Here is an 11413-nt window from a genome sequence, read left to right as displayed (position 1 = left end):
TGTCGGATCGGCTAGGGTCGCGGCAGCAGCGGGGCGGCGTGCAACCGCCGGCGCGGGCTTTCGCGTCGACCGGCGCGAAGCCGCATCGACCGGCGCGGTGGCACGGTGGGCGCTAAACGGCCTGCCTCCGGGCGATTTCCCGTTGCCGATCTTCTCGACCGTGCTGAATGGCATCACCGTACGCAGGTCGATCGTCGGCACGCGGCGCAATCTGCAGGAGTCGCTCGATTTCGCGGCGCACGCCTGGTGCGCGCGTATCCGCCGCGACCGGCTCGCCAGCATCGACGACGTATTCGCGAAGCCGAGGGAAGGAACGGTCGACGGACGCATCGCGCCGATCGCCCTGCATCGATGCCCTGAACAAGCGCACGGCGCCGCGCGACGCATGGCGTCGTGCGGCGCAGGAACGGTCATCCTCGCATCACGGCGCGAAGAACACGTCGGTGCGGTTCGTCAGGTTGCCCGCGTTGGTCTGGACGAAGAACGGATGGAACGACGACGACGGGAGGACGTCGAGCCCCTGGTAGTCGCCGATGAAGAACCCTTCGGCGTTGGGCGCGAGCTTCATGTCGAACGGGCCGCCGACGCGCCGCTCGTCGACGAACGTGGCGCCGCCGTCGTGCGAGATCTTGCGCCAGAAGCCGGTCGGCAGCGTCGTCGTGTTGCCGGCCTGCAGGTCGCGGAAGTCGTAGTACGTGACCATCACCGCGCCCGTGTTGTCGACGCGCACCGACGGATTGAACGCGGGGCGCCCGGTCGGCGTGTTCACCTGTAGCGGCGCACTCCATGTCGCGCCGCCATTCTTCGACGTCGATATCGCGATCTCGTCGTACGTGCCGCCGTTGAAGCGGCTGTCCTGCCACACGACGTAGAGTTGCCCCGATGCCGGGTCGATCGCCGGCTCCGGAATGATGTCGCCGGTGCGCACGGGTTCGCCGGTGTTCGGATCCGTGACGCCGACCGTCTGCAGTCCCGCGATCACCTGCGGCTTGGTCCACGTCGCGCCGTCGTCGGTCGACTTGATGAACGCGACCTTGCCGGCCGCCTTGCTGAACGGCGGCTGGATCAGGTCGAAGAAATCGTAGAGCGTGCCGCTCTTCGGATCGACGACGATCTGGTTGCCGATCGTCTGCTGACGCGAAGGAACGTCGACGATGACCTTCGCGGCGCTCCACGTCTTGCCGCCGTCGGTCGTCTTGGAGAATAGCGTCGGCCCGCGGAACGCCTGCGTGTGCAGGTTCGCGTACGGGTTGCCGTTCGGCAGTTCGAGGCGGTCCCATACCGCGTACGCGGTGCCGGCCTTCACCGGGTTGGCGGTCACCGATTCCTTGTCGTTGAAGAATTGCGTCGTCGGTTCATCGTTCGCGATCAGCACGGCAGGGCTGCTCCACGTCTGTCCGCCGTCGGTCGAGACCGATGCGCCGACCGCATTGCTGTTGTTCGACTGATTGAACGAGATCGACACCGAATACGCGGTGCCGTCCGGCCCGAACGATACCCATGGATCGGATGCGCGCTCGTACTTGAGTCCGCCCGGCGCGCATGCGCTGAACGGCTGCGGCGTGCGCGCCCAGGTTGCGCCGGCATCGAACGAGTAGCCGGCGACGAGCCCGTGGGCGCCGCCGTTCGACCAGCGGTCCTGCTGCCACACGCCGATCATGTTGTTCGGGTTCGCGGGGTTGACCGCGAGCCACGGTTCGACTTCAGCATTCACGTAGTTCACGCCCGGGCCGCCGATGGTGCACGCGGCGAACGGGCTCGGGCCGGACACGACGGTGGGCTCGGCGTGCGCCGCGGCAGCGGCGGCCAGCGCCATCGCGGCGGACAGGCGGGTGACAAGCGGATGGGACACGATCATGCGTCGCATGGACGACTCCTCGATGAGGTGCGGATGCGCTGGCGGGGCACGACGAGGCGACCCGATCCGGGGCGCGGCCGATCATGCCGCGCACGTCGTTACGGGGCGTTCAGCATGCCGCTTCGGTCATCGCCATCCGCGTGCGCTGGATGCCGCCAGCGCTTCGGTTAAGACTCCTCTTCATTTTCATTGCTTGTCGGGTGTGCCTGCGATGTCGACCCGACGGGAAAGCCGGTCAGAGCATGCGACGAATGTGTCGAAGTGGATTGCAATGTAGGCGATTCGAATGCGGCGCGACAGGCGGTTTTTTGTAACAGAGCGTAGCCGGAAAGCGTTGCCGGAAGCGGGCGCGGGCACGCAAGATTTGCCGCTGCGCCGGCATGAAAATCGAATCGAAAACGCGAATCGCAATCGCTTGCGATTGCGGCCGGCGCGAGCCGGTTGCGAGCGCGCGATGCGCTGCTCAGCGCTCGGCCGGAAACCGCTCCTGCAACGCGTGCAGCCAGCGCGCGACGACATCGAGTTCGTCGTCGGAAAACCCGTCGCACAGCTTGCCGTTGAGTTCGCGCAGCAGCACGCGCGCGCGCTTGAGTGCCGCGTGGCCTTCGTCGGTCAGGTACAGCCGCGTCGCGCGGCCGTCGTCCGAATCGGCATGACGCGTAATGAGGCCGGCTTTCGCCATCCGGTCGGCGAGCCCCGTCATCGCGGACGGCGCGAGCTGCAATGCGGCGCCGACTTCGCCGATCAGCGCGCCGTCCTGCTTCGCGAGGCAGAACAGCACGCCGGCCTGCGCGGCGCTCGCGCGCGTCTCGGTTTCGGCCTTGCGATCGATCCAGCGCTGCACGCGCCGCTGGCCGATGTTCAACATGAAAAACAGGCGTCGGTCTTCGCTCAAGCTGGGTTCCCGGCTGCGATGGAAAGGGAGGGGCGGCCCGCGGCGCGAGGCGTGTCGAGCGCCTGCGCGAGCCAGTCGGCGACCTCGGGCCACAGCACGGCGCCGGGCCGGCTGCGAAAGAAGCCCATGTGCCCGACCGGGCCGCTGCCTGCCGCGCGCGGATCGATCTGGCGGCGTTCGACCTTCGCGCGGGTCAGATAGCTTACCAGCAGGCCGATCGCGGCAGGGTTCGCCCACGGATCGTCGTCGAAGCCGAGCGCGAGGATCGGCAACTGCTGCTTCGAGAAGCGCTCGGCCGCGCCGAGTGTCGGATCGTCGAAGAAGTAGTGCGGCAGCGTCGTCCAGCGGCTCCATTCGCGAAACACGCCGGCCGGCAGATCCTCGCCGAGCCCGAGCCGCTTGCCGGGCACGTAGCCGAGCAGCGCGGACATCAGCGGCCCGAGCACGCGCAGGATCAGCCGCACCTTCAGGCGTTCGGCCGCCTGCGCGATCAGCCGCGTGCTGCCCGCATGCGCGGCGACCAGCACGGCGGCGCGCAGATGGGGCGTCGCGCCGGACAGCCCGATCGCGTGGCCGCCGACGCTATGGCCGACCGCGAGCAGCGGCAGCCCTTCATGCGTGTGCCGGGCCCACGCGGTCGCGGCGCCCACGTCGAGCTCCATCCAGTCGCGCATGCGGGCCTGCAGCGCGCCCAGACGCGCAGGCCGCGAGGCGCCGATGCCGCGATAGTCGTAGGTCAGCGCCGCGAAACCGCGTTCGGTCAGAAAGCGCGCGAAGCCCGCATACAGCCGCTCGGGCACGGCCGTGGCCGGATGGATCAGGACCAGCGCACGCGGCGTCGCGGCCGGCGACCACAGCGTGCCGTGCAGGACATAGCCGTCGGCGGCGGAAAATTCGATGGGGTGGGAGGTCATGGCCGTCCTGGGGCAGTTATTTCGTATGCGAACTATAGTCCGCGATTTATTTCGTGCGCGAAATATTTATCGAGGAATCGTTCGAACTCCGTAGTCCGGCGGCCGGCGGCGAGCGCCGCGCAAGTGCGCGCGATTCATAAAATATTTGCATCTTTGCATAGAAGAATATTGCGTTTGTGTCATGAAGTGGATCGACGTATCTTCACCGGTTCCATCCGTTCCGCCGGCCGTCGCGCAGGCGGAAAGAGGGCGCGCCGTCGCGCGGCCGTCCGCCAACCTTCCGGGAGATCATGTTGCTGAGCCGAATCGTCACGGCGCTCATGCTGGCGCTTGCCGCGCAGCCGGGCATCGCCAAGGACACCGTCACGCTGCGCGTCGGTGAACAGAACTACTTCAACATCCAGGCATCGATGGAAGCGTCCGGCGTGCTGAAGGACCTGCCTTACGCGATCGAATGGAAACATTTCCAGGCCGCCGCGCCGGTCGCCGAAAGCCTGAACGGCAACGCGATCGACATCGGCTTCCTCGGCGATTCCGCGCTGCTCACGCTGGCCGCGCGCGGCGCGCCGGTCAAGGTCGTCGCGGTGTCGCGGCAGAGCCTCGACGGCGTCGCGATCCTCGTGCCGAAGCATTCGCCGGTGCGCACCGTCGCCGACCTGCAGGGCAAGACCATCGCGGTATGGCGCGGCGCCTGGAGCCAGCAGCTCGTGCTGCGCGCGCTCGAACACGCGGGCCTGCGCGCCGATTCGGTGAAGTACGCGTACCTGATGCCGATCGACGCCACCAATGCGCTCGCGAACGGTTCGGTCGATGCGGTATCGCTGTGGGAGCCGTTCGTCAGCACGCTCGCGTTGCGGCAGGGCGCGCGGCCCGTGACGACCGCACAGGGGCTGATGCCGGCGCTGAGCTTCGTCGCCGCGAACGAGCAGGCCGCCTCGGGCAAGCGTGCCGAGATCACCGATTTCCTGCGGCGCGTGGTGGCCGCGCGCCAGTGGGTCGACAGCCATCCGCGCGAGTACGCGGACCTGTGGGCGAAGCGCGCGAAGCTCGAGCCCGACGTCGCGTATCGCTGGCTCGGCAACGCCAAACAACGCGTCGGGCCGGTAGACGAAGCGGCCGCCAAAGATGCGCAGAACACGGCCGACTTCCTGCACAAGGCCGGCGTGATTCCCGCCGCGTACGACACGTCGAAGCTGCTCGACCGCTCGTATGCGGGCGCGTTCGCCGTGCCTGCGCAAAAGACGGCCGCCGCACAATGACCGTGCGGCACGCTTCGCGATTTCCGATCGATATATCCAAGGACATCCCGACATGCCAGTCGACATCATCGGCATGATCACCGCGACACCCGGCGCGGAGGTCGACGTACCGGGCGGCGCGGCTGTGCAGCCCGACTACGTGCGCCGCTTCGCGCAGGCGCACGAGGCCGCCGGCTTCGACCAGATTCTGGTTGGCCATTTCAGCAACGCGGCGGACGGCTTCATCGTCGCGTCGTTCGCGGCGGCCGCGACCGAACGCATCCGCCTGCTGCTCGCGCACCGGCCGGGCGTGATCGTGCCGTCGGCCGCCGCGCGGCAGATAGCGACGCTCGACGTGTTCAGCGGCGGAAGGCTGGCGCTGAACGTGGTGTCCGGCGGCGACGATGCGGACCTGCAGCGCGACGGCGACTTCGTGCCGCACGATGCTCGCTATCGCCGCACCCGCGAATATCTCGACGTGCTGAAACGGATCTGGCTGGCCGATGCGCCGGTAGACCACGACGGCGCGTTTTATCGGCTGCGCGGCGCGTCGCCGGTCGTGAAGGGCGCGCAGCGGCCGCATGTGCCGATCTATTTCGGCGGCTCGTCGCCGGCCGCGCTCGCGGTCGCGGGCGAACACGCGGATGTTTACATGACGTGGGGCGAACCGCTCGACGCGGTGCGCGAGCAGATCGCCCGCGTGCGGGCCGCGGCCGCGCCGTTCGGGCGGTCGCCGCGCATCAGCGTGTCGTTCCGGCCGATCGTCGCCGATACCGAGGCGGCCGCGTGGGAGAAGGCCGAGGCGATTCGCGAGCGCGTGCGCGCGGCGCGGCTCGCGAACGGCCAGCCGATCGCCGGCCATGCGCCGCAGAATGCCGGCTCGCAGCGGCTGATGGCGGCCGCCGCGCAGGGCGACGTGCTCGACGAGCGCCTGTGGATGGGCGTCGCGAACCTGACCGGCGCGCGCTGGAACTCGACCGCGCTGGTCGGCACGCCCGAGCAGGTCGCGCGGGCGCTGGGGGCGTATTACCGGCTCGGCGTATCGACGTTCCTGATCCGCGGTTTCGATCCGCTCGACGATGCGCTGGCCTACGGGCGCGACCTGATCCCGGCGATTCATGCGCATATCGCGGAACTCGATCGATATCGGGCCGCGGTGCCGGTGTAGACGAGCCTGCCCGCGAGTCGCGTGCCCCCGGCATCGCCGTCACGGCATGCCGGGGCGCTTGCATGGCGCGTTCAGAACGACGGCAGCCCCGGCGGATTGGTCTCCGCCCGCGCGATCGCCTCGCTCTGCAAACCCCAGCGCGCGAGCGCCTGCCCGTAGCGGCCGTTTCCGATCAGCGCATTGGTCGCGAGCGTCAGCGCGGGCGCGAGCCCGCTGCCGCGACGCGTCGCGATCGCGACATCGGCATTCGCCGGCCAGCCGGCGTTGACGACGCCGACGCGGCGGATCTTGCCGCTGCGCGCGGCCTCGTACGCGAGTGACGCGTTCGGGTTCAGCTCCGCGTCCGCACGGCCCGACAGCAGCGCGACGCGCGCCGTCGCGTCGTCGTCGAAATAGAGCAGCTCGGCCGGCTTGAGCCCCTGCGCGACGTTGCGCTTGCTCCATTCGAGCAGGATGCGCTCCTGGCTCGTGCCGGCGCCGGTGATGATCCGCAGGCCGGCGACGTCCTTCGGTTCCGCGATCTTCGCGATCGGGCTGCCGATGCGCACGTAGAAGCCGTGCAGCCCGAGCCTGTAGGTCGTGAAATCGTATTTCTCCTTGCGCTTCTCGGTCACGCCGACGTTCGAGATCACCGCGTCGTACTTGCCGGACGTCAGGCCGAGCGGCCAGTCGGCCCATGCGATCGGCACCAGCACGAGCGTACGGCCGAGCGCGTCGGCAACGAGCTGCGCATAGTCGGGATCGGCGCCGACCACGGTGCGCGCGTCGGTCGCATAGGTCGATACGGGCGGCGCATGCGGCGAAATCGCGACCGTGAACGCGCCGTCGCGCACCCAGCGGTAGCCGCTTGCCGCGCGAATGGCCGCGTCGTCGGGGCCGGCGCGCACGCGGCCGGCCTGGCGCGGGTCGAGGTCGGCCGTCGCGGCGGCTGCGCGAGCCGCACGCCACGGCAGGCCCGATGCCGCGACCAGCGCGGCCGTGACGAACTGGCGTCGATCGGTCATCGTGCGGCACCTCGCGAGTCGGAAGCGGCGCGCATCACAGCACCCGCGACAGGAACGCGCGCGTGCGCGCATGTGCCGGTGCATCGAGCACGACAGCAGGCGGGCCGGCCTCGACGATGCGCCCGCGTTCCATGAACAGCACGTTGTCCGCCACTTCGCGTGCGAAGCCGATCTCGTGCGTGACGATCACGAGCGTCGTACCCGAGCGCGCGAGTTCCTTGATTACGTCGAGCACTTCGTTGACGAGTTCCGGATCGAGCGCCGACGTCGGTTCGTCGAACAGCAGCACCTTCGGCCGTAATGCGAGCGCCCGCGCGATCGCGACGCGTTGCTGCTGCCCGCCGGACAACTGGCGCGGGTATGCATCGGCCTTATCCGCGAGGCCGACCCGCGCGAGCAGCGTGCGCGCGGCGCGCTCGGCCGCATCGCGCGCCATGCCGGCGACGGCGACCGGCGCTTCGACCAGGTTCTCGAGCACCGTCAGGTGCGGGAACAGGTTGAAGTTCTGGAACACCATGCCGACGGCCGTACGCCGCTTCAGCACGTCGCGTTCGTTCAATTCGTGCAGCACGTCGCCGTCGCGGCGATAGCCGATCAATTCACCGTCGATGTCGATGAACCCGTCGTCGACGCGTTCGAGATGGTTGATCGTACGCAGCAGCGTCGACTTGCCGGAGCCGGACGGCCCGACGATCACGGTCACGCTGCCGCGCGGCGCGACGAACGACACGTTGTCGAGCACGCGTTGCATGCCGAACTGTTTCGACACGCCATGCACGGCCACTTCGCCGCCGGTGCGCGACACGGCGGCCGCGGCATCGGCATGCGTGCCGGCATCGCTTCGTGCACTGGCGCTCGATGCCGCGCGGCGCGACGCGACGCGTCGCCACAGCCCGCCGATGCGCGCAAGCGCGAACGTGACCACGGACGGCGGCGGATTGCGCAACGCGCCGCGCGCATAGTGCCGCTCGACCTGCACCTGGATCGCGGACAGCACGGTCAGGATGATCAGATACCAGACGGTCGCGACCATCAGCAGCGGAATCACTTCGAGGTTGCGGCGATAGATCACCTGCACCGTATAGAACAACTCCGGCATCGCGAGCACGTACACCATCGACGTGCCTTTCGCGAGCGTGATCAGGTCGTTGAACGCGGTCGGCAGGATCGCGCGCATCGCCTGCGGCAGCACGATTCGCGACGTTTGCCGGCCGCGCGGCAGCCCGAGCGCGGCGGCGGCTTCGAGTTGCCCCTGGTCGACCGCGAGAATGCCGCCGCGAATGACTTCCGCGGAAAACGCCGCATGGTTCAGCGTGAGGCCGAGCACGGCCGCGAGGAACGGGCTGATGAGATCGGTGGTCGGCGCGTCGAACCAAACGATGTCGGTGAACGGGACGCCGAGCCGCACATGTTCGTACAGGTAGCCGAGGTTGTTCAGGATCAGCAGCAGCACGATCAGCGGAATCGAGCGGAACAGCCACACGAAGGTCCACGCGCTGGCGGACAGCAGGCGCGAACGCGACAGCCGGGCCAACGCGACGAACGCGCCGAGCACGAAGCCGAACACCGCGCCGAGCAGCGTCAGCATCAGCGTGCGCGCGAGCCCCGACAGTACCGGCGGCGACAGGAACCATTCGGCGAACACCGGCCAGCCCCATTGCGGGTTGCCGAGGATCGAATGCAGCGTGATCGCGATCAGCACGAGCGCGAGCACGGTGCCGGCCGTGCGCGACCGGTGGCGCGCGGGTACGATCCGCAAACCCGCGCCGGGCGCTCGGGCAACGGGGGAAGAGAGCGGCGGCAGCGCGCCGCCGAGATGGGTCGTGTCGCTCATGTCGTTTGAATCCTCGAATGGATGATCGGCGGGTGCCCCGCGCACGGGCGGCGTACGGCGTCAGGCGTGCGCTTCGGCGGCCGTTTCCCGTGCGGCGCCGGGCGTCGCGTAGCGGCTCGCCTTGCGCGGCAGGCCGAGGTGATCGCGCAGCGTGACGCCGGGCAGGTCGCGGCTGTAGCGGCCGCGCGCCTCGAGCACCGGAATCACGAGTTCGACGAAATCGTCGATGCCCTGCGCCTGTACCGGAAAACCGAGGATGAAACCGTCGCCGGCGCCGGCGTCGTGCCAGCGGATCAACTCGTCGGCGACGTGCTCGGCCGTGCCGATGAAGTTCGGGCGCGGCGTCGCGACCGCAAGCGCGGTTTCGCGCAGCGACAGGCGTTTTTGTTTCGCATCGGCCTTGATCCGGTCGGTGGTCGAGCGGAAGCTGTTGCGGCCGAGCTCGCCGAGTTCCGGGAACGGCGCGTCGAGCGCGTACTGCGTGAAATCGTGGTGATCGAAATAGCGGCCGAGGTACGCGAGCGCCTCGTCGATCGTCAGCAGGTCGCGGATCGCCTGGTATTTGTCCTCCGCTTCGGCGGCCGTGCGGCCGACGATCGGCCCGACGCCGGGGAAGATCTTCACGTCGCCGGCTTGCCGCCCATGCTCGATCGCGCTCCGTTTCACGCGCTGCGTGAACGCGGCCGTCTCCTCGATCGACGGCGAATGCGTGAATACTGCATCCGCGTATTTGCCCGCGAGGCCGATCCCGGTGTCGGACGAGCCGGCCTGGAAGATCACGGGCTGCCCCTGCGGCGAGCGCTGGATGTTCAGCGGGCCCGCGACCTGGAAGAAGCGGCCGCGGTGATCGAGCGTATGGAGCTTGTCGCGATCGAAGAAGCGGCCGGTCGCGCGGTCGCGCACGAATGCATCGTCGTCCCAACTGTCCCACAGGCCCTGCACGACCTCGAGGTATTCGTCGGCGATCTCGTAGCGCAGCTCGTGATCCGGGTGCGCCTTGCCGAAATTCTTCGCGGTGCCTTCGAGCGGCGTCGTCACGACGTTCCAGCCCGCGCGCCCGCCGCTGATCGCGTCGAGCGACGCGAGTTGGCGCGCGACCGTGAACGGCTCGCTGTACGACGTCGAGATCGTGCCCGCGAGCCCGATCTTCTTCGTCGCGACCGCGAGCGCGGACAGCACGGTCAGCGGCTCGAAGCGGTTCAGGAAGTGCGGGATCGACTTCTCGTTGATGTAGAGGCCGTCCGCGACGAACGCGAACGCGATGCCGGCGGCCTCCGCCTTGCGCGCGACGCCGATCGCGAAGTCGAGGTTGATGCTCGCGTCGGGCGGGTTGCTCGGATGCCGCCACGCGTTCATGTGGCTGCCTGCGCCTTGCAGCATCAGGCCGAAGGGGATCGATCGTCGGGTCGTCATGATGGGAGCGTCACGCGTTCTGGTCGGGGGAAAGGGAACGGTCGGCCGCGAGGGCCGCCTGCAACGGCGTGGTCGACAGCGCGCCGCCGAGCCATTCGGCCGATGCGAGCCGTGCCGCGTAGTCGGACACCGGCGAATCGATCACGAACGCATCGACGTCGAGGCGCCGGCTCAGCGCGTCGAGCGCGCGATGCACGCGGTCGGGCGTATCGGCCAGCACCGTCGGGCGCAGCTCGTCGATCCGGTAGTCGGACGCGCCGCTTTGCCGCGCGAATTCGGCGGCCGCCTGCGCGCTGGCGAGATTGAAGCTCTGGCCGCCCGCGAACTGCAGCTTGAAGATCTTCAGCGGCCCGATCAGTCGCTCGGCCTCGTCGCGCGTCGGGGCGGCGACGGCGTACAGCGCGACGAGCGGCTTCTGGCCGCCCGCGCTGCGGTATGCGTCGAGCGAGCGTTCGAGATTCGCGTCGTCGCCGTTGAAATGGCCCGCGTAGCAGAAGCGCCAGCCGTTGCGCGCGGTGAGCGCGCCGCTGTCCGGCGAGCCGCCGAGCAGGATCCGTTCGGGCAACTGCGGCGGCACCGGCATCGCGACCGCGCCGGCGAGTGGATGATCTTCGGCCACGCCCCAGCCCAGAAACGCGTCGAGCTCCGCGAGCTGCCCCGCGAAGTCGGGCTTGCGCGCCTTGTCGTGGAACCACTGCAGCGCGCGTGTGGTCAGCGGCAGCCCGCCGGGCGCCTTGCCGATGCCGAGATCGACGCGACCCGGCGCGAGCGCGGCCAGCAGCTTGAACGTCTCGGCCACCTTGAACGGGCTGTAGTGCTGCAGCATCACGCCGCCCGAGCCGACGCGGATGCGCGACGTGCGCGCGAGCAGATGCGCGACGACGATCTCCGGCGCCGAGCTCGCGAAGCCCGGCGTGCCGTGATGTTCGGCGACCCAGAAGCGCGCGTAGCCGAGCTGTTCGGCGCGTTGCGCGAGCGCTGTGGTGAAGCGCAGCGCGTCGGCGGCGTTCGCGCCGTCGGCGATCGGACTCTTGTCCAGCAACGAAAGCGAATAAGACATGGTGAGCGGCGTTCCTGCGTGAGCGTGGA

9 protein-coding genes and 1 pseudogene are annotated in these 11413 nt (G+C 69.0%); 3 read left to right on the top strand and 7 right to left on the bottom strand.

From position 1 onward, the window contains the following. Nucleotides 1–90 precede the first annotated feature (90 nt). Nucleotides 91–331 (top strand): annotated as a pseudogene (locus WS61_RS35845) (zinc-dependent alcohol dehydrogenase); the annotation flags it as partial. Nucleotides 332–421: 90 nt separating this feature from the next. On the opposite strand, the gene WS61_RS27940 reads toward WS61_RS35845, so the two are convergent. From WS61_RS27940 to WS61_RS27930, 3 genes are all read right to left on the bottom strand, one after another. Further along, on the bottom strand, nucleotides 422–1867 hold the full coding sequence (locus tag WS61_RS27940; RefSeq protein WP_059505330.1) for a sialidase family protein: 1446 nt from the start codon (nucleotides 1865–1867) through the stop codon (nucleotides 422–424). A 454-nt stretch (nucleotides 1868–2321) separates the two neighbouring features. Continuing rightward, a complete protein-coding gene (locus tag WS61_RS27935) occupies nucleotides 2322–2753 on the bottom strand; it encodes a MarR family winged helix-turn-helix transcriptional regulator (protein WP_059505328.1) in 432 nt (143 codons plus the stop codon). Next, a complete protein-coding gene (locus WS61_RS27930) occupies nucleotides 2750–3667 on the bottom strand; it encodes a serine aminopeptidase domain-containing protein (protein ID WP_059505326.1) in 918 nt (305 codons plus the stop codon). Before WS61_RS27930 ends, WS61_RS27935 begins: the two co-directional genes overlap by 4 nt. A 290-nt stretch (nucleotides 3668–3957) precedes the next feature. Here WS61_RS27930 and WS61_RS27925 point away from each other — a divergent pair, with 290 nt between their 5' ends. Together WS61_RS27925 and WS61_RS27920 are read left to right on the top strand one after the other, a co-directional pair. After that, nucleotides 3958–4926 carry an ABC transporter substrate-binding protein gene (locus tag WS61_RS27925; protein ID WP_059505324.1) on the top strand — a complete coding sequence of 323 codons (969 nt, stop codon included), beginning with the start codon at nucleotides 3958–3960 and terminating at the stop codon, nucleotides 4924–4926. Nucleotides 4927–4978: 52 nt separating this feature from the next. Continuing rightward, complete coding sequence (locus WS61_RS27920; protein WP_059505322.1) at nucleotides 4979–6073, top strand: LLM class flavin-dependent oxidoreductase; 1095 nt, start codon at nucleotides 4979–4981, stop codon at nucleotides 6071–6073. Nucleotides 6074–6144: 71 nt separating this feature from the next. Here the strand turns inward: WS61_RS27920 and WS61_RS27915 are convergent, their stop codons facing one another. Genes WS61_RS27915 through WS61_RS27895 form a run of 4 tightly spaced genes read right to left on the bottom strand, consistent with a single transcriptional unit; the run spans nucleotide 6145 to nucleotide 11384 of the window. Further along, nucleotides 6145–7077, bottom strand: a complete 933-nt coding sequence (locus WS61_RS27915) for an ABC transporter substrate-binding protein (RefSeq protein ID WP_059505320.1) — start codon at nucleotides 7075–7077, stop codon at nucleotides 6145–6147. 34 nt (nucleotides 7078–7111) lie between these two features. Beyond that, nucleotides 7112–8911 carry an amino acid ABC transporter permease/ATP-binding protein gene (locus WS61_RS34330; RefSeq protein ID WP_095211845.1) on the bottom strand — a complete coding sequence of 600 codons (1800 nt, stop codon included), beginning with the start codon at nucleotides 8909–8911 and terminating at the stop codon, nucleotides 7112–7114. 60 nt (nucleotides 8912–8971) lie between these two features. Then, the gene (locus tag WS61_RS27900) at nucleotides 8972–10324 is read right to left on the bottom strand and encodes an LLM class flavin-dependent oxidoreductase (protein WP_059505318.1); all 1353 of its coding nucleotides are present in this window, start codon (nucleotides 10322–10324) and stop codon (nucleotides 8972–8974) included. 10 nt (nucleotides 10325–10334) lie between these two features. Beyond that, on the bottom strand, nucleotides 10335–11384 hold the full coding sequence (locus tag WS61_RS27895; RefSeq protein ID WP_059505316.1) for an LLM class flavin-dependent oxidoreductase: 1050 nt from the start codon (nucleotides 11382–11384) through the stop codon (nucleotides 10335–10337). Nucleotides 11385–11413: the final 29 nt, after the last annotated feature.

Origin of the sequence: Burkholderia sp. ABCPW 11, from assembly GCF_001523445.1 — a bacterium.
Classification (GTDB): domain Bacteria; phylum Pseudomonadota; class Gammaproteobacteria; order Burkholderiales; family Burkholderiaceae; genus Burkholderia.
This window is presented reverse-complemented; position numbering and strand designations above follow the sequence as displayed.

Bases quoted from the DNA above. Each gene is read 5' to 3' on its own strand.
- WS61_RS27930 (WP_059505326.1), bottom strand. From the start codon at position 3,667: ATGACCTCCCACCCCATCGAATTTTCCGCCGCCGACGGCTATGTCCTG.
- WS61_RS27940 (WP_059505330.1), bottom strand. From the start codon at position 1,867: ATGCGACGCATGATCGTGTCCCATCCGCTTGTCACCCGCCTGTCCGCC.
- WS61_RS27915 (WP_059505320.1), bottom strand. From the start codon at position 7,077: ATGACCGATCGACGCCAGTTCGTCACGGCCGCGCTGGTCGCGGCATCG.
- WS61_RS34330 (WP_095211845.1), bottom strand. From the start codon at position 8,911: ATGAGCGACACGACCCATCTCGGCGGCGCGCTGCCGCCGCTCTCTTCC.
- WS61_RS27925 (WP_059505324.1), top strand. From the start codon at position 3,958: ATGTTGCTGAGCCGAATCGTCACGGCGCTCATGCTGGCGCTTGCCGCG.
- WS61_RS27895 (WP_059505316.1), bottom strand. From the start codon at position 11,384: ATGTCTTATTCGCTTTCGTTGCTGGACAAGAGTCCGATCGCCGACGGC.
- WS61_RS27920 (WP_059505322.1), top strand. From the start codon at position 4,979: ATGCCAGTCGACATCATCGGCATGATCACCGCGACACCCGGCGCGGAG.
- WS61_RS27900 (WP_059505318.1), bottom strand. From the start codon at position 10,324: ATGACGACCCGACGATCGATCCCCTTCGGCCTGATGCTGCAAGGCGCA.